We start from the raw sequence: 22,654 nt of genomic DNA, 5'->3' as shown, positions 1-22,654 counted from the left end.
TTCACAATTCCATTATTTCCGCTCACAAAATCATTGCTAGCTCATAACATCTGGTTAACCATTCATTGTCATTAACCCTACAACACAACATTGGCAGGACCAATTTTACACAGACTGTGATGCAGAGATGAGCGGAGACTCACCCGCAGCGCAGGCTGTCTGGTCCCCAGGAGACCTGCATGAGCCTCTGGCAACAAAACTACGACCTGGCCGGTAATATCTGGCTGTCGAGCCTGATCGCATCGCTTCCGATCCTGTTCTTCTTCTTTGCGCTGATTAAGCTCAAGCTGAAGGGCTACCTCGCCGCGACGTATACCGTTGCTATCGCCCTGATGGTGGCGCTGTTCTTTTACAAAATGCCGGTCGATCGCGCGCTGGCCTCCGTCGTCTACGGTTTCTTCTACGGCCTGTGGCCGATTGCGTGGATCATCATCGCCGCGGTCTTTGTCTATAAAATCTCGGTGAAAACCGGACAGTTCGACATTATCCGCTCGTCGATTCTCTCCATTACGCCGGACCAGCGCCTGCAGATGCTGATTGTCGGCTTCTCCTTCGGGGCGTTTCTGGAAGGTGCGGCAGGCTTTGGCGCACCGGTGGCGATCACCGCCGCGCTGCTGGTGGGTCTGGGCTTCAACCCGCTGTATGCCGCGGGCCTGTGCCTGATTGTGAACACCGCGCCAGTGGCGTTTGGCGCGATGGGTATTCCGATTCTGGTGGCCGGACAGGTCACTGGGCTGGACAGCTTTGAGATTGGCCAGATGGTGGGTCGCCAGCTGCCGTTCCTGACCATTATCGTCCTGTTCTGGATCATGGCGATTATGGACGGCTGGCGCGGCGTGAAGGAGACCTGGCCTGCGGTGATGGTGGCGGGCGGTTCGTTCGCTATCGCTCAGTACCTCAGTTCGAACTTCCTCGGCCCGGAGCTGCCGGACATCATCTCTTCGCTGGTGTCGCTGGTCTGTCTGACGCTTTTCCTGAAACGCTGGCAGCCGGTGCGTATTTTCCGCTTCGCCGATATGGGCGCCTCACAGGTTGATCAAACCCTGGCCCGCACAGGCTATACGGCAGGACAGGTGATCCGCGCCTGGTCGCCGTTCCTGTTCCTGACCGCCACAGTGACGCTGTGGAGCATCCCGCCGTTTAAAGCCCTGTTCGCCCCGGGCGGGGCGCTGTACGACATGGTGATGAATATTTCCGTGCCGTTCCTCGACAAGATGGTCGCCCGTATGCCGCCGGTGGTGCACGCCGCCACGCCGTATGCCGCGGTCTATAAATTCGACTGGTTCTCCGCCACCGGGACCGCCATCCTGTTTGCCGCTATCCTTTCCGTGGTATGGCTGCGCATGAAGCCTGCGGCTGCGGTGCAGACTTTTGCGGCGACCATTAAAGAGCTGATGCTGCCGATCTACTCCATCGGCATGGTGCTGGCGTTCGCGTTTATCTCGAACTACTCCGGCCTGTCATCGACGCTCGCACTGGCGCTGGCGCATACCAGCCACGCCTTCACCTTCTTCTCGCCGTTCCTCGGCTGGCTGGGGGTGTTCCTGACCGGTTCCGATACCTCGTCGAACGCCCTGTTTGCCGCACTGCAGGCAACGGCAGCCCAGCAGATTGGCGTATCGGACGTCCTGCTGGTGGCCGCGAATACCACCGGCGGCGTGACCGGGAAAATGATCTCCCCACAATCCATCGCCATTGCCTGTGCGGCAGTGGGACTGGTCGGTAAAGAGTCGGACCTGTTCCGCTTTACCGTGAAACACAGCCTGATATTCACCTGCATGGTGGGGGTGATCACCACCCTGCAGGCCTATGTCTTAACCTGGATGATCCCATGATAGTGATGCCCAGACGCCTGTCCGACGAGATTGCCTCTCGCGTGCGGGCGCTGATTGAAGAACAACAGCTGGAAGCGGGCATGAAGTTGCCCGCCGAACGCCAGCTTGCCGCCCAGCTTGGCGTGTCGCGCAATTCACTGCGTGAGGCGCTGGCGACGCTGGTCAGTGAAGGGGTACTGGTGAGCCGTCGCGGCGGCGGCACCTTTGTGCGCTGGCAGCATGACGACTGGTCCGAGCAAAACATCGTTCAGCCGCTGAAGAGGCTGATGGAAAACGACCCGGACTACAGCTTCGACATCCTTGAAGCGCGTCACGCAATCGAAACCAGTACCGCCTGGCACGCGGCCATGCGGGCAACCGACGCCGACAAAGAGAAACTCATCGCCTGCTTTGAGGCCACGCAAAGCAGCGATCCGGATATTGCCTCCCAGGCGGACGTCCGTTTTCACCTGGCGATTGCCGAGGCGTCGCACAACGTGGTGCTGCTCCAGACCATGCGCGGATTCTTCGACCTGCTGCAATCCTCCGTGAAGCAGAGCCGCCAGCGCATGTATCTGGTTCCGCCGGTGTTTGCCCAGCTGACCGAACAGCACGAGGCGGTGCTCAACGCCATTCTGGCCGGTGATGCCGAGGCCGCACGCAAAGCGATGATGGCGCATCTCGGCTTCGTGCACACCACCATTAAACGATTCGATGAAGACCAGGCCCGACAGGCGCGTATTACCCGTCTGCCTGGCGACAGTGATATTTCCAGGGAGAACAAAGCATGATCATTTCAGCAGCCAGTGACTATCGCGCCGCGGCGCAGCGCATTTTGCCGCCGTTCCTGTTCCACTACATCGACGGCGGGGCGTATGCCGAATACACCCTGCGCCGCAACGTGGAAGATCTGTCGGAGGTGGCTCTGCGCCAGCGCGTGCTGAAGAATATGTCTGACCTGAGCCTTGAGACAAAACTGTTCAACGAAACGCTCTCCATGCCGGTGGCGCTCGCGCCTGTAGGCTTATGCGGGATGTATGCCCGCCGTGGTGAAGTGCAGGCCGCCGCCGCCGCAGATGCTAAAGGCATTCCGTTTACCCTTTCCACCGTTTCCGTCTGCCCGATTGAAGAGGTTGCCCCAACCATCAAGCGGCCGATGTGGTTCCAGCTGTACGTCCTGCGGGATCGCGGCTTTATGCGTAACGCGCTCGAGCGCGCTAAAGCGGCGGGCTGCTCCACGCTGGTCTTTACCGTCGATATGCCGACCCCCGGCGCGCGCTACCGCGATGCGCACTCCGGCATGAGCGGCCCAAATGCGGCGCTCCGCCGCTACTGGCAGGCGGTAACGCATCCACAGTGGGCGTGGGACGTCGGCCTGAACGGTCGTCCACACGATCTGGGGAATATCTCGGCGTATCTGGGTAAACCGACCGGGCTGGAGGATTACATCGGCTGGCTGGCGAACAACTTCGATCCATCCATCTCCTGGAAAGACCTGGAGTGGATCCGCAAATTCTGGGATGGCCCGATGGTGATCAAAGGGATCCTCGACCCGGAAGATGCCCGTGATGCGGTCCGCTTTGGCGCAGACGGGATTGTGGTCTCTAACCACGGCGGACGCCAGCTCGACGGGGTGCTCTCCTCCACCCGCGCCCTGCCGGCCATTGCCGATGCGGTGAAAGGCGATATCGCCATCCTGGCCGACAGCGGGATCCGCAACGGGCTTGACGTGGTGCGCATGATTGCGCTGGGTGCCGACAGCGTGCTGCTGGGACGCGCGTATCTGTACGCCCTGGCGACGGCCGGCCAGGCAGGCGTGGCGAATCTGCTTAACCTGATCGAAAAAGAGATGAAGGTGGCGATGACGCTGACCGGTGCGAAAACCATTAGCGAAATCAGTAAGGATTCCCTGGTGCAGGAGTTAAGCAAATTACCGGCAGCGCTGGCTCCCCTTGCTCAGGGAAACGCGGCCTGACCTTCTCCGGTTACTCCCCCTTTCTCATGCGCCCGAAGTCCCCCTCGGGCGCTTTTTTATGCCAAAAATAACATCCAGATAACATATTGGATAAGAAAATTTGACATCCACCTGCCGCACGCAATTGTATAGACAAGCAAATACAAGAACACAAAAACAACATCAGATCGGAGTGGAGCGTATGGCGTATTCAGGTAAGGTGGATATTCAGCAGGTGATCGACGACAGTCGCTTTTCAGGGTTTCACTGGCTGCTCATTGTGCTGGGCTTTCTGGTTCTGGCGATCGATGGCTTTGATACGGCAGCGATGGGTTACATCGCGCCTACGCTGTCGGCAGAATGGGGGATACACAAACAGGATCTGGGGCCGGTGCTGAGCGCAGCGCTGCTGGGGCTGTCGTTGGGCGCACTGATTGCCGGTCCGGTATCTGACCGGATGGGGCGCAAGCGCGTGCTGGTCTTTTCGTGTCTGTTCTTCGGCCTGGCAAGCCTGGGCACGGCCTGGGCGCAAAGTCTGAATACCCTGACGCTGTGGCGCTTTCTGACGGGCCTGGGGCTCGGCGCCGCCATGCCGAACGCCATTACGCTGATCTCAGAGTTCGCCCCCCAGCGCTGCCGCGCCATGGCAATTAATACCATGTACTGCGGCTTCCCTCTGGGTGCGGCGGGCGGTGGCGCGATCTCATCCTGGCTTATCCCCCACCACGGCTGGCGAAGCGTGCTGCTGACCGGCGCAATTGCGCCGCTGATTTTAACGCTGCTGTTGGCGCTGTTTTTGCCGGAGTCCGTGAAGTTTCTGGTGCAGCGCGGGAAAGACGTCATGCAGGTCCGCCGCATTGCCAGCCGGTTCGCCCGCGGCACGCTGGAGAGCGTCTCGGGCTTTTTCCTGGCGGAGGAGAAAATCGCGTCTAAAAAAGGGAGCGTGTCGCAGCTGTTTTCCATGCCCTGGCTGCCCGGCACCCTGATGCTGTGGGTGACCTACTTTATGGGGCTGGTCATCTACTACGTTCTGCTAAGCTGGATGCCGACGCTGATGCAGGGGATGGGTTATGCGCTGGCGGAATCCGCCTGGCTCACCTCGCTTTTCACCTTCGGCGGCACCGCCGGCATTCTGCTTGCTGGCTGGATGATGGACCGCTGGGAAGCGCACAGGGTGGTTGCATGTGGTTTCGTGCTGACGATGGGCCTTATTCTTTTGCTCGGCATTGAGCATAACCATATCGCCCTGTTTGGCGGGTTGATTTTCCTGATGGGGATCGCGATGAACGGCGCGCAGTCGGGCATGCAGACTCTGGCCGCCACCTTTTACCCCACCGAGTGCCGCGCGACGGGCATCGCCTGGATGCAGGGGATCGGCCGCTTTGGCGGCGTGGCGGGAACCATGACCAGCGCCCAGCTTCTTTCGATGCAGTGGCAGGCAGACAGTATTTTAATGATCCTCAGCGTACCCGCCCTGGTGGCCGCAGCGGCAACCGTCTACAAAATGCTGTACAGCCGCTCGCAGGAACCCGGCGTCGCGTAGTTCCTCTCTTTTCTGCTATTCTGCCCCCGCAATTAAGGGGGCAGCATGCTTAACATCGTTTTATTCGAACCAGAAATTCCGCCAAATACCGGCAATATCATCCGCCTGTGTGCCAACACCGGTTTTCGTCTGCATATCATTGAGCCGATGGGCTTTACGTGGGACGACAAACGTCTGCGTCGCGCAGGGCTGGATTATCATGAATTTACCGCCGTCGTTCGCCACCATGATTACGCCGCGTTTCTGGAAGCCGAGCAGCCGCAGCGCATGTTCGCCCTGACTACCAAAGGCACGCCAGCACATAGCGCCGTAAGCTATCAGGCAGGTGACTATCTGATGTTTGGCCCGGAAACCCGCGGCCTGCCGGCCACGATCCTGGATGCCCTGCCCGCTGAGCAGAAAATCCGTATTCCGATGATGCCGGACAGCCGCAGCATGAACCTGTCGAATGCGGTGTCGGTAGTGGTGTATGAAGCATGGCGCCAGTTGGGGTATCCGGGCGCCATTCTCAGAAGTTAAATGCCGTCACCATACTCAAACGTATGGTGAATACCGTTGAAGTGCTGATCCATATCCATGGACGGCTTATCGCTGTCTGGTTTACCGACGATGCGCGCCGGTACGCCAGCGGCAGTGGTATGCGGTGGCACAGGCTGGAGCACCACGGAGCCTGCACCGATCTTCGCGCCGCGCCCGACTTCGATATTGCCGAGGATTTTGGCGCCCGCGCCAATCATCACCCCTTCACGAATTTTCGGATGGCGATCGCCGCTGGTTTTCCCGGTACCGCCCAGGGTAACCGACTGCAGGATCGAGACGTCATCTTCAATCACCGCCGTTTCCCCGACGACAATCCCGGTGGCGTGGTCGAGCATGATCCCACGGCCAATTTTCGCAGCCGGGTGAATATCGACCTGGAACGTCACGGAAACCTGGTTTTGCAGGAAGATCGCCAGCGCGCGGCGGCCTTCATTCCACAGCCAGTGGCCGATACGATAAGCCTGTAGAGCGTGGAAGCCTTTCAGGTACAGCAGCGGCGTAGAATATTTATCGACCGCCGGGTCACGCGTGCGCACGGCCTGGATATCACAGGCGGCAGAAGCGATCATTTCCGGGTCTGCGGCGTAAGCCTCTTCCACCACCTCACGAATGGCGATAGCAGGCATAATCGAGGACGCCAGCTTGTTGGCGAGCATATAGCTGAGCGCGCTGCCGAGGTTTTCGTGCTTGAGTAGCGTTGCGTGGTAGAAACTGGCCAGCATAGGCTCACAGTCGGCCAGCGCCCGGGCTTCGGCTTTAATATTGTTCCAGACGATATCCAGTTCTTCACACGGCATTGCTTACTCCAGACGATAGTTAATGACCAGCCAGTTCTGCGCTGGCTGGGTCATTCAGATGACAACGGTTCCGACTAATTACTGCTGCGCTCGTCCTTGCGCGCACGACCTAATAAGGTCAATGCTGCCTCGCGCGCATTTTTTCCGCAATACAATACCTGATAAATTTCCTCGGTTATTGGCATTTCGACACCGAAACGGTGCGCCAACTCGCGGACTTCTTTGGTATTGCGGTAGCCTTCAACCACCTGACCAATCTTCTCCTGCGCACCTTTTACATCGCTGCCCTGTCCGAGCATCATGCCAAAGCGGCGGTTACGAGACTGGTTGTCGGTACAGGTCAGCACCAGGTCGCCCAGGCCTGCCATCCCCATAAAGGTGGCCGGATCGGCACCCAGCGCTTCGCCCAGGCGGGACATTTCGGTCAGCCCGCGGGTGATCAGCGCCGTACGCGCATTGGCACCAAAACCAATGCCGTCTGACATCCCGGCGCCAATCGCAATCACGTTCTTCACCGCCCCGCCCAGCTGCACGCCGATAAAATCGGGGTTGCTGTAGACGCGGAAGCTCTTGCCGCAGTGCAGCAATTGCTGGAGATCGTCGGAGAAGGCCTGGTCGGTGGAAGCCAGCGAAATCGCCGTCGGCAGGCCAGCGGCCAGCTCTTTGGCAAAGGTCGGGCCGGAGATGACCGCCAGCGGGATCTCATCACCCAGCGCTTCGCGGGCAACGTCCTGCAGCAGGCGTCCTGTTTCGGCCTCCAGTCCTTTTGTCGCCCAGACAATGCGCGCATCCGGGCGCATCAGCGGCTTAATCTGACGCAGTACGTCGCCAAATACATGGCTCGGAACCACAATCAGAATGTTGCGGCTGGCCGCCAGCGCGGTCGCAAGGTCGCTTTCAAGGTGCAGGGAGTCAGGGAACGGAACGTCCGGGAGAAACGCGACGTTGCAACGATCGCGCTGCAGCGTAGCGATATGTTTTGGGTCGTGGCCCCACAGGACCACGTCGTGACCATTTCTTGCCAGCGTGATAGCAAGAGCGGTGCCGTATGAACCGGCACCGATCACAGTCATTGACGCATTAACAGTGCTCATCAGGCATCCTGATGTTGTTCAGCACCTTCGCCAGCCTGCTGCTGCAGATAGTTCATGAACAGCGCATCAAAGTTAACTGGCGCAAGGTTCAGTTGCGGGAATGTACCGCGAGAAACCAGGCTGGTGATGCATTCACGTGCATACGGGAACAGAATGTTCGGGCAGTACGCACCCAGACAATGCGCCATCTGGTTGCCTTCGATACCGCCGATAGAGAAGATGCCGCCCTGCTGTACTTCACACAGGAATGCAGTTTCTTCGCCCAGAGACGCGGTAACGGTCACACGCAGCACGACTTCATACACGTCATCTGCCAGTTGGGTAGATGCGGTATCCAGATCAAGTTTAACCTCTGGCTGCCAATCTTTCTGGAAAACGTGTGGCGCATTTGGCGCTTCGAAAGAGACATCCTTGGTGTAGATACGCTGGATCTGGAAAGTCATTTCGGTGTTGTTTTGTTCTGACATGGAAATACCCTTTTTAATTGTCCTAAAGTCTCTTAGCTCAGCAGCGGATCGAGTCCACCACGGGCGTCGAGCGCATACAAGTCATCACAGCCGCCAATGTGCTGCGCATCAATAAAAATCTGTGGAACCGTCGTACGACCACTACGTTGGATCATCTCTTCGCGTTTAATCGCGTCACCATCGATCGGCAGTTCCTGGAACGTGACGCCTTTGCTGTTCAGCAGCGCTTTCGCACGATGGCAGAACGGGCACGTCGCTTTGGTATAGATCTCAATATGGGCCATGACTGAACTCCTTATTTACCGCGCACCAAAGGAAGATTTTCCCCGCTCCAGCCGGAAATACCTTCTTTCAGCACCGTTACGTTTTCGAAGCCTGCTTTGTGAAGCGCGCTGGCAGATTCCTGTGCCTGCATGCCGGTCGCATCCACAACGATAATCGGCTGGGCTTTGTGTTTTTCAAGCTCACCGACGTTGTTCGCTTTAATTTCAGCTGGCAACAGGTTGATTGCGCCCGCAATGTGACCTTTGCGGAAATCGTCACGCTGACGCAGATCGACAACGACGGCATCTTCTTTGTTAATCAGACGCGTCGCTTCACCACGGGTGATAACCTTAATCTTAGACGTCAGGCTCTTAAATGTGGTGAACAGCACAGCAGCCAGCAGGCCAATCCACGCGATGCTCAGAACCGGATGGCGGCTAACGAATTGCATAATTTCTTGCATGGAGGGTAACTACTCCCGACTAAGTGATAAAAAAAACCAGGACAGGAGTATACCTGTGCGTTCTGGCAAATACAGCCAGCGACCCTAACCTAATCCATTTTCTGCGGCATGCCACCTAAAAAAATGCCTCAAAATGGTCAGGTCAGCACCTTGCCCCTGCGCTTTCTTTGATCTTCTGCGGCTATTTGATCGATTCAGCTGTAGTAAAATTACGCAAATTTTGACTCTTGAGCATGAGGTTGTCGCAATGTCGGTTTCTAAAAAACCTATGGTACTGGTGATTCTGGATGGCTATGGCTACCGTGAAGACAGCCAGGATAACGCTATTTTCAACGCCAAAACTCCGGTCATGGATGCCCTGTGGGCAAAACGTCCGCATACGCTGATTGACGCGTCTGGCCTGGAAGTGGGCCTGCCGGACCGCCAGATGGGCAACTCCGAAGTCGGTCACGTTAACCTGGGCGCCGGGCGTATTGTGTATCAGGATCTGACGCGTCTGGATGTTGAAATCAAAGAACGCACCTTCTTCTCCAACCCAACGCTGTCTGGCGCGGTTGATAAAGCCGTTGCCGCTGGCAAGGCCGTTCACATCATGGGCCTGCTCTCTGCAGGCGGCGTTCACAGCCACGAAGATCACATCATGGCGATGGTTGAGCTGGCCGCTGAACGCGGTGCGGAAAAAATCTATCTGCACGCCTTCCTGGACGGTCGCGACACGCCACCACGCAGTGCAGAAGGCTCCCTGAAAGCCTTTGAAGACAAATTCGCCGCGCTGGGCAAAGGCCGCGTGGCGTCTATCATTGGCCGTTACTACGCCATGGACCGCGACAACCGCTGGGATCGCGTTGAACAGGCCTATGACCTGTTGACCCTGGCAAAAGGTGAATTCCAGTTCGCGACCGCCGTTGAGGCCCTGGAAGCGGCTTATGCACGTGATGAAAATGACGAATTCGTGAAAGCGTCCGTGATCCGTGCTGAAGGCCAGGCTGATGCCGCCATGGAAGACGGCGATGCGCTGATCTTCATGAACTTCCGCGCTGACCGCGCGCGCGAAATCACCCGTGCGTTCGTCAACAGCGACTTCGACGGTTTTGCCCGTAAGAAAGTGGTGAAACTCGACTTCATCCAGTTGACCGAATACGCGGCAGACATCAAAGCCCCATGCGCGTATCCACCCGCCTCACTGGCCAATACCTTCGGCGAGTGGATGGCGAAGAACGACAAAACGCAGCTGCGTATTTCCGAAACGGAAAAATACGCGCACGTCACCTTCTTCTTTAACGGCGGCGTTGAAGAGCCGTTCAAAGGCGAAGACCGCATTCTGATCAACTCCCCGAAAGTGGCCACCTACGATCTGCAGCCAGAGATGAGCTCTGCAGAATTGACTGAAAAACTGGTTGCGGCCATCAAGAGCGGTAAGTACGACACCATCATCTGTAACTACCCGAACGGTGACATGGTCGGTCATACCGGGGTGATGGAAGCGGCAGTGAAAGCGGTTGAAGCGCTGGACCACTGCGTTGAGCAGGTTGCGAAAGCGGTTGAATCCGTTGGCGGCCAGCTGCTGATCACCGCGGATCACGGTAACGCTGAACAGATGCGCGACCCGGCGACCGGCCAGGCACACACCGCCCACACCAACCTGCCGGTTCCGCTGATTTATGTCGGTGATAAATCAGTGAAAGCCGTAGAAGGCGGCAAGCTTTCTGACATCGCACCAACCATGTTGTCGCTGATGGGGATGCCGATCCCTGAAGAGATGACTGGTAAGCCGCTGTTCATCGTGGAATAATCGCTCCCCATGAGGGGAAAGGCGATTTTTTCAATCACATGGGTCGTGAAGCCGCTTAGGTTATCAGTCAGACCTCTGTTTTACGCCAGCGCACTCAGCGCTGGCGTATTGCTGTGCGCCGCATCCGCCCATGCGGATGACCGCGACCAGCTGAAATCTATTCAGGCTGATATCGCCGCCAAAGAGCGTGCGGTACGCCAGCAGCAGCAGCAGCGTTCCGCCCTGCTCGCCCAGCTCAAGCAGCAGGAAGAGGCGATCTCCGCCGCCACGCGTAAACTCCGAGAAACGCAAAACACCCTCGCCCAGTTGAATAAACAGATCGACGAGATGAACGCGTCAATTGCCAAACTGGAGCGCCAGCGCGATGCGCAGGAGCGCAATCTTGCCGCACAGCTTGATGCCGCATTCCGCCAGGGTGAACATACCGGACTCCAGCTGATCCTCAGCGGCGAAGAGAGCCAGCGCGGCCAGCGCCTGCAGGCCTACTTTGGCTATCTCAACCAGGCGCGTCAGGAGACGATCGCGCAGCTGAAGCAGACGCGCGAAGAGGTCTCCACACAAAAAGCCGAGCTGGAAGAAAAGCAGAGCCAGCAGCAGACGCTGCTTTACGATCAGCAGGCCCAGCAGGCGAAGCTTGAGCAGGCTCGCAACGAGCGTAAGAAAACCCTTTCCGGCCTTGAATCCTCCATTCAGGAAGGTCAAAGCCAGCTAAGCGAAATGCGCGCCAACGAATCAAAACTGCGTAACAGCATCGCCCGGGCGGAAGCGGCGGCGAAAGCGCGCGCCGAAAAAGAGGCGCGCGAGGCGCAGGCCGTTCGCGACAAGCAGCAGGAAGCGTCCCGCAAAGGGACCACCTACAAGCCAAGCGAGAGCGAACGTTCCCTGATGTCGCGTACCGGCGGTTTAGGCTCGCCTCGCGGTCAGGCTTTCTGGCCCGTTCGTGGTTCAATTCTGCATCGCTATGGCGAACAGCTGCAGGGTGAGCTACGTTGGAAGGGGATCGTTATCGGTGCGTCTGAAGGTAGCGAAGTGAAAGCCATTGCCGATGGCCGAGTGATTCTGGCCGACTGGCTGCAGGGTTACGGACTGGTGGTGGTGGTCGAACACGGTAAAGGTGACATGAGTCTTTACGGCTACAACCAGAGCGCGCTGGTCAGCGTCGGCACACAGGTGCGCGCCGGCCAACCCATCGCCCTTGTGGGCAGCAGTGGCGGTCAGGGCCGCCCGTCACTCTATTTCGAAATTCGTCGTCAGGGTCAGGCGGTCAATCCACAGCCGTGGTTGGGAAGATAAGTTTTGCTTCAATTTCGTCGAATCGTTTTCTCCGTCGTCAGCGCGCTGACGCTGGCTGCACCGGTATACGCAGGTAAACTCGCTATCGTGATTGATGACTTCGGTTATCGTCCACACTATGAAAATCAGGTGCTGGCGATGCCGTCGGCCATCTCTGTCGCCGTCCTTCCGAATGCCCCTCACGCGCGTGAGATGGCGACCAAAGCCCACAGCAGCGGTCATCAGGTTCTCATCCACCTGCCCATGGCACCGCTCAGCAAGCAGCCGCTGGAAAAAGATACCCTGCGCCCGGATATGAGCAGCGAGGAGATCGAGCGCATCATCCGCGACGCCTACAACAACGTGCCGTATGCCGTTGGGCTGAACAATCACATGGGCAGTGCGATGACCTCCAGCCTGTACGGGATGCTCAAAGTGATGCAGGCGCTGGAGCGTTATAACCTCTACTTCCTCGACAGCATGACCATCGGCAACAGCCAGGCGATGCGCGCCGCTCAGGGAACGGGCGTAAAGGTGATTAAGCGTAAGGTGTTCCTGGATGATACCCAGAACGAAGCTGATATTCGCGTGCAGTTCAATCGCGCGGTACAGCTGGCCCGCCGTAATGGATCGGCCATTGCCATCGGTCACCCGCACCCGTCGACCGTTCGCGTCCTGCAGCAGATGCTGCCGACCTTACCTGCCGATATCACGCTGGTACGCCCGAGCGATCTGCTGAACGAACCGCAGGTGGATACCTCTACGCCAAATTCTGCGCAGCCCGTCCCGACAGCGCCGCGTAATCCGTTCCGCGGCGTGAAGCGCTGTGTACCGAAGCAGCCGCCTGAACCGGTCTACGCGACCCGCTTCTTCTCCGTTATCGGAGACAGCATCAGCAACAGCACGCTGGTGAAATACGTCCAGCAGCAGTGGCAGGGATGGGGTAAGAAAGCCTGACGCTTATTTCGCAATCTGAGAGTCCGTCTGCTCGTTAGCAACGGACTCTTTTTTCTCCTGATGCTGATACCAGGATTTGAAATACTTCAAAAAGCTATAGGCCGTGGCATACAGTCCCGTCGCCACCCCTACTTTGCCCTGACGCCATGCGCCGCTAAACAGATACCATTTGAAAAAAGCCCCGATGGCGCTGATCACGCCTCGTCCGATAGAGGGCCGTATTTTTTGATGTTGAACCAGGCGGGTTGTATAACAATTTAATTTATTAAAAAGCTCATGCAATGTGGGAAACGTATCATGTTTTACATAGCCCGGAATACATGCACAACGGAGAAAACCTTCGACCTGATCGTCCACCGGCCTGTTATTAAACCGGGACTGTTTGCGGTTAAACAGACGTACAGGATAATCGGGGGATGAAACAGGATAAATCGTCCGGACTTCTTCACCCAGAACAAACCAGTGGCGGCATATTCGCCATGCCATTCCGGGGTCTGGCTCATCACCTGCTTTTAACGTTAAAACGGCATTAACCGTGTCCTGGTCAAGAATTTCGTCGCTGTCGATGCACAGAACCCAGTCGTTAGTGGCTAAGGATACGGCATGGTTCATCTGCTCGCCATGCCAGCCAAATTTTTTATAGACGGGTAGCAGTCCAAAGCTTTCACAAATATATCGTGTCTTGTCCGTACTGCCTGAATCGATGACGACAATTTCATCCGCTATTTTTAAAATAGGCGGGATAACATCATGCAATAATCTTTCAGAATTAAATGTTAATAAGCAGACCGTTATTTTAAACATTTTCCCACTCTCAATAGCAGCCTAAATTAATATTATAAATACTATATAAATGAGTAGAGACGATTAAAGTCCGGAATCACACTTTTCAAATAAGCACGCTTGAAATTTTGTCTAATCCTGAAGCGCAATAAAATAGAAAAATCTATTTTATTTCAACAGATTCTTTATAATGCAGTCAGATGAAGGGTAGCACACGGATTCAGACATGCCGCACAAAAGTAAAATTCTCCTCCTGGATACGGGTAAAGAATGGGGGGGAGGCACCAACAGTATGCTTGAGCTCCTGAAGCGGATCAATCGCGATAAATTCGACATTACCTGTTGTTTTTACAGTGATTATAGTCGTGCTGAAGGTGAGACAATTGGCCAGGTGCTCAACGGCATCGGCATCCCGCTCATCGTGATCCCTCAACATCAGCAGCCGGTCTGGGCCAAATTGTTGAAAGAAGCGGGACGTAGCCTGCTGTTTTTCTCACGCGGTGCCCGCAAGGCATGGACACGTCATGTGGATATCATGTGGCGCATCAGGCCTAACGTCAGCAAAATCGAAACACTTTTCGCACAGGGCGGTTTCGATACGCTCTATATGAATAACCAGCCAGGTTCAAATGAGGAAGGCTATCTCGCGGCGGCAAAACTGCAGGCACGGTTGATTCAGCACTGCCGCATTGAACCTGTTTTGACACCACCACTGGTGAAGCTGGTTAATGCCCATGCTACAAAAATCATCGCCGTCTCGCATGGCGTTGAACGCGTGTTGCTTCAGCATGGCGTCCGGCCCGAACTGTGTACGACGGTCAATAATGCCATCGACATCCACCAGCCTTTACCTGACCGATGCGCGATGCGCCAGCGCCTGAACATCGATGACGACACGTTTGTGTTCGGCAGTATCGGGTCGTTAATCCCTCGCAAAGCCAACCACCACACGCTGGAGGCGCTAGCACAGTTCAGCCAGAAGCATCCACAGGCAAAATGGAAAATGGTGCTGGTCGGCGAAGGTGGCGAACGCCGCGCTTTAGCGGAACAGGCCCGAGCACAGGGAATTGAACACCACGTCATTTTCACCGGTTTTCAGAATACCCCGTTTGATTACCTTGCTACGTTTGACGCCTTTATTCTCGCCTCAAAAAGCGAAGGGCTGCCTCGCGTGGTGCTGGAAGCGATGCTTCTCAATATCCCCGTGATTGGATCTCAGGTGACCGGCACGGCGGAGTTGATTGACCATGATTCGACAGGGCTACTCTTCCCCTGGAGCGATGTTTCACAGCTTGCACAGCATCTGGACAATATCTGGGCAGACGCGGAGCTGCGGGCTCGACTGGCTGCGGCTGCATACCAGAACGTCTGTCAGACCTATGCCATTGAAAACTATGTCAGCGGTGTCGAAGCCGTGCTTGGCGCGCACTAACCAAACGAGATAACTATGTTTAAATTTCTTAATGCTCGCTATCGTCATATCACCGGGCGACACAACATTCCTTATCGCTCTCTGCCCGTGACGGGCGCACTTGCTGCGGTGGATTCTATTGTGATCCCGTGTACCGGTGCAGATTTCGTCGAAGAAGCATTACTCTCTGCCACCTTCGCTGAACGTTATGCCACCGGGGTGAGCGAGATCGTCATCGTCAGCGATCAGCCTGAATCCGCCTTTGGGGTACTGCCGCCTAAAACCCGCGTAGTGACGCTTAACCTTCCGGTGCGGGAGGAAGGTTACCGCTATAAGCAGATCTACCTCAGCCGTCTGGTGAAGCTGAATGCCCCGCTGCAGGCGCGCGGTGAAGGCGTATTGATGATCGATTCCGATCTCAACCTGCTCAAGATGCCCGAGATCAACATGGCCGATATGCACATCTACTCCAGCTTCCGTCAGGGCAAAATGATTGCCAAGCTGGACGGTGCGCCTGCGGAGAAAGTACCAGCATATTACAAAGAGACGGTGCGCCCGTATCTGGTCGATCACGTTAACGGCGCGTTTCTTGCGGCAACCAAAAAAACCTGGCGCCGTATCTGCCCGCTGTGGCTGACGCTGTTCCAGGATACCTGGGAGCTGATGGACGACACGCAGCCGCCAACCGATCAACTGCCGCTCGCCGCGCTGCTGGACATGCTGGATCTAAAAACGGTTAACCTGGGTGACTGGATGAACTGGCCGGTCTCCAAGAAGATCGGTGGTCAGGAAGCCGTTGTACCGAAAGAGGTGATTGGCGCGCACGGCGGTTTCCCTCTCTCCGAATGGCAGAAGTATCTTGAATCGCCGGATAACAAACTGCTGTTCAAAGGTCAGGACTACACCCGCAAGGTGCGTTACCTGACGGACGAAGAGAAAAAGAATCAGTGAAAAAAGGGGCCGCAGGCCCCTTTTTGATTACTTATCCCAGCTCAGAATAACTTTCCCTGACTGGCCGGAACGCATCGCGTCGAAGCCCTGCTGGAACTCATCGATGGAGAAACGGTGAGTAATAATTGGGGACAGATCCAGACCGGACTGAATCAGCGCCGCCATCTTGTACCAGGTCTCAAACATCTCGCGGCCATAGATGCCCTTGATGAACAGCCCCTTGAAGATCACTTTGTTCCAGTCGATAGACATATCCGACGGCGGAATGCCCAGCATCGCGATACGACCGCCGTGGTTCATGGTGTCGAGCATGGTGCGGAACGCCGGCGGTGCACCGGACATCTCCAGACCCACGTCAAAGCCTTCGGTCATGCCCAGCTCTTCCATCACGTCGGTCAGGCTCTCTTTCGAGACATCCACCGCGCGGGTGACCCCCATTTTGCGCGCCAGCGACAGACGGTATTCGTTCACGTCGGTGATCACAACGTTGCGCGCACCCACGTGCTTCGCCACGGCGGCCGCCATAATGCCGATTGGGCCCGCGCCGGAGACCAGCACGTCTTCACCGACCAGGTCGAAGGAGAGCGCGGTGTGTACCGCGTTGCCGAATGGGTCGAAGATGGAGGCCAGATCGTCAGAAATATTGTCCGGGATTTTGAAGGCGTTAAAGGCCGGGATCACCAGGTATTCCGCGAAGCAGCCCGGACGGTTCACGCCCACGCCGATGGTATTACGGCACAGGTGCGTACGTCCGCCGCGGCAGTTACGGCAGTGACCACAGGTAATATGGCCTTCACCGGAGACGCGGTCGCCAATTTTAAAACCTTTTACTTCCTGGCCGATGCCCACCACTTCGCCGACATATTCGTGACCGACAACCATCGGTACCGGAATGGTTTTCTGCGACCACTGGTCCCAGTTGTAGATGTGAACGTCAGTACCGCAGATAGCCGTTTTACGAATTTTGATCAGCAGATCGTTATGACCGACTTCCGGTTCCGGCACGTCGGTCATCCAAATCCCTTCTTCCGCTTTCAGTTTGGATAACGCTTTCATCACACGTCCTCAGGCAATGACGCCCAGCTGTTTGCCGATGCGGGTAAAGGCTTCCACCGCACGTTCAATTTGTTCAGGCGTATGCGCCGCAGACATCTGGGTGCGGATACGCGCCTGACCTTTTGGCACCACCGGGAAGAAGAACCCGGTGACGTAAATACCTTCTTTCTGCAGTTCGCGGGCAAATTGCTGCGCGACAACCGCATCACCCAGCATCACCGGAATGATCGCGTGGTCAGCACCGGCCAGGGTGAAACCTGCGGCGCTCATCTTTTCACGGAACAGACGGGCGTTGGACCACAGGCGGTCGCGCAGCTCAGCGCCGGACTCCACCATCTCCAGCACTTTGATGGAGGCAGCAACAATCGCCGGCGCCAGGGAGTTGGAGAACAGATACGGTCGGGAGCGCTGGCGCAGCCACTCAACCACCTCTTTACGCGCGGCGGTATAGCCGCCGGAGGCGCCGCCGAGCGCTTTGCCCAGCGTACCGGTGATGATGTCCACGCGGCCCATCACGTCACAGTATTCGTGGGAACCGCGGCCGTTTTCGCCAACAAAGCCGACCGCGTGAGAGTCATCGACCATCACCAGCGCGTCGTATTTGTCTGCCAGGTCGCACACGCCCTTCAGGTTAGCGATCACACCGTCCATGGAGAACACGCCGTCGGTGGCGATCAGTACGTGGCGAGCCCCCGCTTCACGAGCCTCTTTCAGGCGCGCTTCCAGCTCAACCATGTCGTTGTTGGCGTAGCGGAAACGCTTCGCTTTACACAGGCGTACGCCGTCGATGATGGAAGCGTGGTTCAGGGCATCGGAGATAATCGCATCTTCTGCGCCGAGCAGGGTCTCAAACAGACCGCCGTTGGCGTCGAAGCAGGAGGAGTACAGAATCGCGTCTTCCATTCCGAGGAAATTCGCCAGCTTTTGCTCAAGCTGCTTGTGGCTGTCCTGGGTACCGCAGATAAAGCGTACGGAGGCCATGCCGAAACCGTGGGTGTCCATGCCGTTTTTTGCAGCGGCAATCAGCTCAGGATGATTCGCAAGACCTAAGTAGTTGTTCGCACAAAAGTTAATCACATGGCTGCCGTCGGCAACGGTGATGTCCGCCTGCTGGGCAGACGTGATAATACGCTCTTCCTTGAACAACCCTTCCGCACGTGCGGTGTCGAGGTCGCTGTTTAACTGTTTGTAAAAATCACCACGCATTGCAATTCTCCAGACTCGGCAAATTTCGGGACATATTACCCAAACCTATAGTTCATGACGAGATGACACGTCATCTCTTATCGTTTTTGCAGCATAAATCACGCGTACCCCTGCGCTGTGAAGGTGAATGGCTGAAGGGCAGCCATACTAATGATATGATAGAGACATTAGCGTCCGGGATTGTCCCCGGGCTCCACACTTCAAAGGTTACAGTTATGATCATCGTTACCGGCGGCGCAGGCTTTATCGGCAGTAATATTGTTAAGGCTCTCAATGACAAAGGCATCACCGACATCCTGGTGGTTGACAACCTGAAAGATGGCACTAAGTTCGTCAACCTGGTGGATCTGAACATCGCTGACTACATGGATAAAGAAGACTTCCTTATCCAGATTATGGCAGGCGAAGAGTTCGGCGAGATCGAAGCCATCTTCCACGAAGGCGCGTGTTCTTCCACTACCGAGTGGGATGGTAAGTACATGATGGACAACAACTATCAGTACTCTAAAGAGATCCTGCACTACTGCCTGGAGCGTGAGATTCCGTTCCTGTACGCCTCCTCCGCGGCAACCTACGGCGGCCGCACCTCGGACTTCATCGAATCCCGCGAATATGAGCAGCCGCTCAACGTCTACGGTTATTCTAAATTCCTGTTCGACGAGTACGTACGTCAGGTTCTGCCAGAAGCGAACTCGCAGATCGTTGGTTTCCGTTACTTCAACGTCTATGGACCGCGTGAAGGCCACAAAGGCAGCATGGCAAGCGTGGCGTTCCACCTGAACACCCAGTTGAATAACGGCGAAAGCCCGAAACTGTTCGAAGGCAGCGACGGATTTAAGCGCGACTTCGTTTACGTGGGGGACGTTGCGGCCGTAAACCTGTGGTTCTGGGAAAACGGCGTGTCCGGCATCTTCAACCTCGGTACCGGCCGTGCGGAATCCTTCCAGGCAGTGGCTGACGCCACGCTGGCGTATCATAAAAAAGGCAGCATCGAGTACATTCCGTTCCCGGAAAAACTGAAAGGCCGTTATCAGGCGTTCACGCAGGCCGATCTGACCAACCTGCGCGCCGCAGGCTACGACAAGCCGTTCAAGACCGTTGCCGAAGGCGTAACGGAATATATGGCCTGGCTGAACCGCGACGCGTAAGTATGAGAATTCTGGTGATCGGCCCGTCATGGGTGGGCGACATGATGATGTCGCAAAGTCTCTATCGCACGCTCAAGGCGCGTTATCCCCAGGCGATAATCGACGTGATGGCACCCGCATGGTGCCGTCCGCTGTTGTCGCGTATGCCGGAAGTGAATGAAGCCATCCCGATGCCACTCGGCCACGGGGCGCTGGAAATCGGCGAACGCCGCAAGCTCGGTCATAGCCTGCGCGAGAAGCGCTACGATCGCGCGTACGTGCTGCCCAACTCCTTTAAATCCGCCCTCGTACCTTTCTTTGCGGGCATCCCGCACCGTACCGGCTGGCGCGGTGAAATGCGCTACGGTCTGCTGAACGATGCGCGAGTGCTGGATAAAGAAGCCTGGCCGCTGATGGTGGAGCGCTATGTGGCGCTGGCCTATGACAAAGGCGTGATGCGCAGCGCGAAAGATCTGCCGCAGCCGCTGCTCTGGCCACAGCTTCAGGTTAACGACGGTGAAAAATCCCAGACCTGTAACGCGTTTGGTCTTTCGTCTGAACGCCCGATGATTGGCTTCTGCCCAGGCGCCGAGTTCGGCCCGGCAAAACGCTGGCCGCACTATCACTATGCCGAGCTGGCGAAACAGCTGATTGACGAAGGCTACCAGATTGTCCTGTTCGGTTCGGCAAAAGATCACGAGGCTGGCAACGAAATTCTTGCCACGCTCAGTAACGAACAGCAGGCCTGGTGCCGCAATCTGGCGGGAGAAACGCAGCTTGAACAGGCTGTTATCCTGATTGCCGCCTGTAAAGCGGTGGTCACTAACGACTCTGGCCTGATGCACGTCGCCGCTGCGCTCAACCGCCCACTGGTGGCGCTGTATGGCCCAAGTAGCCCGGACTTCACGCCCCCGCTTTCTCATAAAGCGCGCGTCATCCGCCTGATCACCGGCTACCACAAAGTGCGCAAAGGCGATGCCGCAGAAGGCTACCATCAGAGCCTGATCGACATTACGCCAGCGCGCGTTCTCGAAGAGCTTAACGAGCTGCTGTTGAGCGAAGAAGGATAACGAATGCGGGTACTGATCGTTAAAACTTCTTCGATGGGCGATGTTCTGCATACGCTGCCGTCACTGACGGACGCCATGCGGGCTATTCCCGGTATTCGTTTTGACTGGGTGGTGGAGGAAGGCTTCGCGCAGATCCCCACCTGGCATGAAGCGGTTGACCGCGTGATCCCGGTGGCGATTCGCCGCTGGCGCAAAGCGTGGTTCTCCGCGCCGATTAAAGCCGAACGCAAAGCCTTCCGTGAGGCGGTGCAGGCACAGCGTTACGACGCCATCATCGACGCCCAGGGGCTGGTGAAAAGCGCTGCGCTGGTGACGCGTCTGGCACACGGCGTAAAGCACGGGATGGACTGGCACACCGCCCGCGAACCGCTGGCGAGCCTGTTCTATAACCGCCGTCACCACATCGCAAAGCAACAGCATGCCGTCGAACGTACCCGCGAGCTGTTTGCAAAAAGCCTGGGGTATGCGAAACCGGAAACCCAGGGCGACTACGCCATCGCGCAGCACTTTTTGCGCAATACAGAGCCCAGTGCTCAGCCTTATCTTGTCTTCCTGCATGCCACAACGCGCGATGATAAACACTGGCCGGAAACGCACTGGCGAAGCCTGATTGAACTAATGCAACCTACCGGCATCCATATTAAACTCCCGTGGGGCGCCGAACATGAGCGGCAGCGCGCAGAGCGTCTGGCAGCAGGCTTTTCGCACGTCGAGGTATTGCCGAAACTAACCCTGGCACAGGTTGCAGCGCAGCTGGCGGGGGCGAATGCTGTTGTTTCCGTTGATACTGGCTTAAGCCATTTAACCGCGGCGCTGGATCGTCCGAATATTACGATTTTTGGTCCGACCGATCCTGGATTGATCGGGGGTTACGGTAAAAACCAGCATCAGATGGTCAGCCCGACCCAGCAAACGAAGGATATCAGCGCAGATGCTATTTTTTCATTTTTACAGGGCAGCCGTTGGCTTTCCAACAGGGATATCTAACGCATGAGTTACGTATTTCTGCTGATTTTACTCTTTCCGGTGAAACTCATCCGGAAGCTGTTCCGCAAAGAGACAGGTAAAAACCTGGTCATTCAGACAGCAAAAATCGGCGATTTTGTTAATGCAACGCCCCTCCTGGCATACCTGCAAAAAAGCGACGTGCTCGTCAGTCGTAGCGTGGGTGCATTGGCGAAGCATGATGAGACGATCGACGAGATTTTTTTTATCGAGCAGCATAAGCGTAACCTGTGGCGAAAGCTGGTCTTTGCCTGCCGGATCATGAACCGCTATGACAATGTCTATCTCCTGCAACCTAACAGTGTGAACCTCTTTTTCGCCTCCGTGTGTAATGCTAAAAACAAACAGTTTTTAAGCACTTACACGCGCAGATGGTATCACGGTATTTTCTATGCAACGGCGGACGGGACTGTTGAACACGGTAGAAAGACGCTGTCGGTCACGAACTATCTGAGACTGGCCGATCGCGCTCTGAGCTGGCAAGACTCTCCCAAGCACGCCACAAAGCCACTGTTTAAACCCGCGACCTATCCGGCAATCCTCGATAAACCGGGCGTTATCCGCATTGGCATCAGTATCGCCGCAGGGAACAAAGCGAAAACCGTTCCACCAGGCATCTGGAAACGGATTGCCGATCACCTCGCCGACCTGCCCTGCGAGTTTTACGTGTTTGGTGCCCCAAATGAACAATCGTGGATGGATGATATCACCCGCGCCTACGGTGAACTGCCCAACTTTATTAATCTGATTGGCAAGCTCTCGCTGGAAGAGCTTCCGTGGGCCATTTCTAAGATGGACTGCTATATCGCGTCTGACTCAGGAAATGTCTACATCGCCGATGCGGTGGACGTGCCGGTCATCTTACTGTTCGGGCCGTGCTGCCACTACGAGCAGCGTCCGCTTGGCAACGTGTTGCTGATTGGCAACGATGCCAATATATGCTCGTATGTTTTTGAAACACGATATTACTTCTCACAGAGCCGGGAAGAACTCTTCGCGGTAACAGACGAATCGCTGGACGAACTCAAACATTTCATTTGCGGGCTGCCAACAGCAAATTCTGTCTTTGATGCTCAGGGAAACTGATT

At 56.4% G+C, this 22,654-nt stretch carries 22 protein-coding genes; 14 read left to right on the top strand and 8 right to left on the bottom strand.

The genetic code is table 11. The annotated features are described in order from the left end of the window. The first annotated feature begins 179 nt into the window (after nt 1-179). The 5 genes from lldP to trmL all read left to right on the top strand — a co-directional run bounded on the left by lldP (nt 180) and on the right by trmL (nt 5,830). Nucleotides 180-1,835 (top strand): L-lactate permease, encoded by a 1,656-nt coding sequence (gene lldP / locus AC4IC4_RS00595; RefSeq protein ID WP_491471982.1) that lies wholly within the window; start codon nt 180-182, stop codon nt 1,833-1,835. Then, entirely contained in the window at nt 1,832-2,605 is a 774-nt protein-coding gene (gene lldR, locus AC4IC4_RS00590) for a transcriptional regulator LldR (RefSeq protein WP_061716210.1), read from the top strand. Before lldP ends, lldR begins: the two co-directional genes overlap by 4 nt. Beyond that, on the top strand, nt 2,602-3,789 hold the full coding sequence (lldD, locus tag AC4IC4_RS00585; protein ID WP_491471981.1) for a quinone-dependent L-lactate dehydrogenase: 1,188 nt from the start codon (nt 2,602-2,604) through the stop codon (nt 3,787-3,789). Before lldR ends, lldD begins: the two co-directional genes overlap by 4 nt. 181 nt (nt 3,790-3,970) lie before the next feature. Continuing rightward, nucleotides 3,971-5,311 (top strand): MFS transporter, encoded by a 1,341-nt coding sequence (locus AC4IC4_RS00580; RefSeq protein WP_491471980.1) that lies wholly within the window; start codon nt 3,971-3,973, stop codon nt 5,309-5,311. 45 nt (nt 5,312-5,356) lie between these two features. Next, complete coding sequence (gene trmL, locus AC4IC4_RS00575; RefSeq protein WP_109845874.1) at nt 5,357-5,830, top strand: tRNA (uridine(34)/cytosine(34)/5-carboxymethylaminomethyluridine(34)-2'-O)-methyltransferase TrmL; 474 nt, start codon at nt 5,357-5,359, stop codon at nt 5,828-5,830. Here the strand turns inward: trmL and cysE are convergent. The 5 genes from cysE to AC4IC4_RS00550 form a co-directional block, all read right to left on the bottom strand. After that, nucleotides 5,827-6,648 (bottom strand): serine O-acetyltransferase, encoded by an 822-nt coding sequence (gene cysE / locus AC4IC4_RS00570; protein WP_008502718.1) that lies wholly within the window; start codon nt 6,646-6,648, stop codon nt 5,827-5,829. The genes trmL and cysE overlap by 4 nt on opposite strands. Before the next feature lie 74 nt (nt 6,649-6,722). After that, nucleotides 6,723-7,742: an NAD(P)H-dependent glycerol-3-phosphate dehydrogenase gene (gene gpsA / locus AC4IC4_RS00565; RefSeq protein WP_032650747.1), complete on the bottom strand. Its 1,020-nt coding sequence runs from the start codon at nt 7,740-7,742 to the stop codon at nt 6,723-6,725. Next, nucleotides 7,742-8,209: a protein-export chaperone SecB gene (gene secB, locus AC4IC4_RS00560; protein ID WP_003860835.1), complete on the bottom strand. Its 468-nt coding sequence runs from the start codon at nt 8,207-8,209 to the stop codon at nt 7,742-7,744. The genes gpsA and secB overlap by 1 nt, the downstream gene beginning before the upstream one ends. A gap of 32 nt (nt 8,210-8,241) precedes the next feature. Next, nucleotides 8,242-8,493 carry a glutaredoxin 3 gene (gene grxC, locus AC4IC4_RS00555; RefSeq protein ID WP_008502715.1) on the bottom strand — a complete coding sequence of 84 codons (252 nt, stop codon included), beginning with the start codon at nt 8,491-8,493 and terminating at the stop codon, nt 8,242-8,244. A gap of 11 nt (nt 8,494-8,504) precedes the next feature. Next, entirely contained in the window at nt 8,505-8,936 is a 432-nt protein-coding gene (locus AC4IC4_RS00550) for a rhodanese-like domain-containing protein (protein WP_023309913.1), read from the bottom strand. A gap of 247 nt (nt 8,937-9,183) precedes the next feature. Here AC4IC4_RS00550 and gpmM point away from each other — a divergent pair, with 247 nt between their 5' ends. The 3 genes from gpmM to AC4IC4_RS00535 are packed head-to-tail and all read left to right on the top strand — an operon-like array spanning nt 9,184 to nt 12,957. Further along, entirely contained in the window at nt 9,184-10,728 is a 1,545-nt protein-coding gene (gpmM, locus tag AC4IC4_RS00545) for a 2,3-bisphosphoglycerate-independent phosphoglycerate mutase (RefSeq protein WP_491471979.1), read from the top strand. 33 nt (nt 10,729-10,761) lie between these two features. Continuing rightward, nucleotides 10,762-12,021 (top strand): murein hydrolase activator EnvC, encoded by a 1,260-nt coding sequence (gene envC / locus AC4IC4_RS00540; RefSeq protein ID WP_229231479.1) that lies wholly within the window; start codon nt 10,762-10,764, stop codon nt 12,019-12,021. 3 nt (nt 12,022-12,024) lie between these two features. Continuing rightward, nucleotides 12,025-12,957 (top strand): divergent polysaccharide deacetylase family protein, encoded by a 933-nt coding sequence (locus tag AC4IC4_RS00535; RefSeq protein ID WP_491471978.1) that lies wholly within the window; start codon nt 12,025-12,027, stop codon nt 12,955-12,957. 3 nt (nt 12,958-12,960) lie between these two features. Here the strand turns inward: AC4IC4_RS00535 and AC4IC4_RS00530 are convergent, their stop codons facing one another. Next, nucleotides 12,961-13,761: a glycosyltransferase family 2 protein gene (locus AC4IC4_RS00530; protein ID WP_491471977.1), complete on the bottom strand. Its 801-nt coding sequence runs from the start codon at nt 13,759-13,761 to the stop codon at nt 12,961-12,963. A 205-nt stretch (nt 13,762-13,966) separates the two neighbouring features. On the opposite strand from AC4IC4_RS00530, the gene AC4IC4_RS00525 reads away from it, so the two are divergent. Both AC4IC4_RS00525 and AC4IC4_RS00520 read left to right on the top strand, forming a co-directional pair. Next, nucleotides 13,967-15,172 carry a glycosyltransferase gene (locus AC4IC4_RS00525; protein WP_491471976.1) on the top strand — a complete coding sequence of 402 codons (1,206 nt, stop codon included), beginning with the start codon at nt 13,967-13,969 and terminating at the stop codon, nt 15,170-15,172. Nucleotides 15,173-15,187: 15 nt separating this feature from the next. After that, nucleotides 15,188-16,102: a hypothetical protein gene (locus AC4IC4_RS00520; RefSeq protein WP_491471975.1), complete on the top strand. Its 915-nt coding sequence runs from the start codon at nt 15,188-15,190 to the stop codon at nt 16,100-16,102. 27 nt (nt 16,103-16,129) lie between these two features. On the opposite strand, the gene tdh is transcribed toward AC4IC4_RS00520, so the two are convergent. Together tdh and kbl are read right to left on the bottom strand one after the other, a co-directional pair. After that, nucleotides 16,130-17,158, bottom strand: a complete 1,029-nt coding sequence (gene tdh, locus AC4IC4_RS00515) for an L-threonine 3-dehydrogenase (protein WP_032650737.1) — start codon at nt 17,156-17,158, stop codon at nt 16,130-16,132. A 9-nt stretch (nt 17,159-17,167) separates the two neighbouring features. Beyond that, nucleotides 17,168-18,364: a glycine C-acetyltransferase gene (kbl, locus tag AC4IC4_RS00510; RefSeq protein WP_491471974.1), complete on the bottom strand. Its 1,197-nt coding sequence runs from the start codon at nt 18,362-18,364 to the stop codon at nt 17,168-17,170. A 215-nt stretch (nt 18,365-18,579) separates the two neighbouring features. Between kbl and rfaD the strand changes: the two genes are divergently transcribed. From rfaD to AC4IC4_RS00490, 4 genes are read left to right on the top strand one after another with little or no spacing between them, the layout of a single operon-like run. After that, nucleotides 18,580-19,512 (top strand): ADP-glyceromanno-heptose 6-epimerase, encoded by a 933-nt coding sequence (gene rfaD, locus AC4IC4_RS00505; protein ID WP_024906618.1) that lies wholly within the window; start codon nt 18,580-18,582, stop codon nt 19,510-19,512. Between the two features lie 2 nt (nt 19,513-19,514). Beyond that, nucleotides 19,515-20,561 carry an ADP-heptose--LPS heptosyltransferase RfaF gene (gene rfaF, locus AC4IC4_RS00500; RefSeq protein WP_032650733.1) on the top strand — a complete coding sequence of 349 codons (1,047 nt, stop codon included), beginning with the start codon at nt 19,515-19,517 and terminating at the stop codon, nt 20,559-20,561. Between the two features lie 3 nt (nt 20,562-20,564). Then, on the top strand, nt 20,565-21,548 hold the full coding sequence (gene rfaC, locus AC4IC4_RS00495; protein ID WP_491471973.1) for a lipopolysaccharide heptosyltransferase RfaC: 984 nt from the start codon (nt 20,565-20,567) through the stop codon (nt 21,546-21,548). A 3-nt stretch (nt 21,549-21,551) separates the two neighbouring features. Continuing rightward, a complete protein-coding gene (locus AC4IC4_RS00490; protein WP_491471972.1) occupies nt 21,552-22,652 on the top strand; it encodes a glycosyltransferase family 9 protein in 1,101 nt (366 codons plus the stop codon). Nucleotides 22,653-22,654: the final 2 nt, after the last annotated feature.

The organism is Enterobacter sp. Taxon_2 (assembly GCF_058355295.1).
This window is presented reverse-complemented; position numbering and strand designations above follow the sequence as displayed.

What these genes read in the sequence shown, in the direction of transcription:
- lldP (WP_491471982.1), top strand. Translation starts at nt 180, where the DNA reads ATGAGCCTCTGGCAACAAAACTACGACCTGGCCGGTAATATCTGGCTG.
- lldR (WP_061716210.1), top strand. Translation starts at nt 1,832, where the DNA reads ATGATAGTGATGCCCAGACGCCTGTCCGACGAGATTGCCTCTCGCGTG.
- lldD (WP_491471981.1), top strand. Translation starts at nt 2,602, where the DNA reads ATGATCATTTCAGCAGCCAGTGACTATCGCGCCGCGGCGCAGCGCATT.
- AC4IC4_RS00580 (WP_491471980.1), top strand. Translation starts at nt 3,971, where the DNA reads ATGGCGTATTCAGGTAAGGTGGATATTCAGCAGGTGATCGACGACAGT.
- trmL (WP_109845874.1), top strand. Translation starts at nt 5,357, where the DNA reads ATGCTTAACATCGTTTTATTCGAACCAGAAATTCCGCCAAATACCGGC.
- cysE (WP_008502718.1), bottom strand. Translation starts at nt 6,648, where the DNA reads ATGCCGTGTGAAGAACTGGATATCGTCTGGAACAATATTAAAGCCGAA.
- gpsA (WP_032650747.1), bottom strand. Translation starts at nt 7,742, where the DNA reads ATGAGCACTGTTAATGCGTCAATGACTGTGATCGGTGCCGGTTCATAC.
- secB (WP_003860835.1), bottom strand. Translation starts at nt 8,209, where the DNA reads ATGTCAGAACAAAACAACACCGAAATGACTTTCCAGATCCAGCGTATC.
- grxC (WP_008502715.1), bottom strand. Translation starts at nt 8,493, where the DNA reads ATGGCCCATATTGAGATCTATACCAAAGCGACGTGCCCGTTCTGCCAT.
- AC4IC4_RS00550 (WP_023309913.1), bottom strand. Translation starts at nt 8,936, where the DNA reads ATGCAAGAAATTATGCAATTCGTTAGCCGCCATCCGGTTCTGAGCATC.
- gpmM (WP_491471979.1), top strand. Translation starts at nt 9,184, where the DNA reads ATGTCGGTTTCTAAAAAACCTATGGTACTGGTGATTCTGGATGGCTAT.
- AC4IC4_RS00530 (WP_491471977.1), bottom strand. Translation starts at nt 13,761, where the DNA reads ATGTTTAAAATAACGGTCTGCTTATTAACATTTAATTCTGAAAGATTA.
- AC4IC4_RS00525 (WP_491471976.1), top strand. Translation starts at nt 13,967, where the DNA reads ATGCCGCACAAAAGTAAAATTCTCCTCCTGGATACGGGTAAAGAATGG.
- AC4IC4_RS00520 (WP_491471975.1), top strand. Translation starts at nt 15,188, where the DNA reads ATGTTTAAATTTCTTAATGCTCGCTATCGTCATATCACCGGGCGACAC.
- tdh (WP_032650737.1), bottom strand. Translation starts at nt 17,158, where the DNA reads ATGAAAGCGTTATCCAAACTGAAAGCGGAAGAAGGGATTTGGATGACC.
- kbl (WP_491471974.1), bottom strand. Translation starts at nt 18,364, where the DNA reads ATGCGTGGTGATTTTTACAAACAGTTAAACAGCGACCTCGACACCGCA.
- rfaD (WP_024906618.1), top strand. Translation starts at nt 18,580, where the DNA reads ATGATCATCGTTACCGGCGGCGCAGGCTTTATCGGCAGTAATATTGTT.
- rfaF (WP_032650733.1), top strand. Translation starts at nt 19,515, where the DNA reads ATGAGAATTCTGGTGATCGGCCCGTCATGGGTGGGCGACATGATGATG.
- rfaC (WP_491471973.1), top strand. Translation starts at nt 20,565, where the DNA reads ATGCGGGTACTGATCGTTAAAACTTCTTCGATGGGCGATGTTCTGCAT.
- AC4IC4_RS00490 (WP_491471972.1), top strand. Translation starts at nt 21,552, where the DNA reads ATGAGTTACGTATTTCTGCTGATTTTACTCTTTCCGGTGAAACTCATC.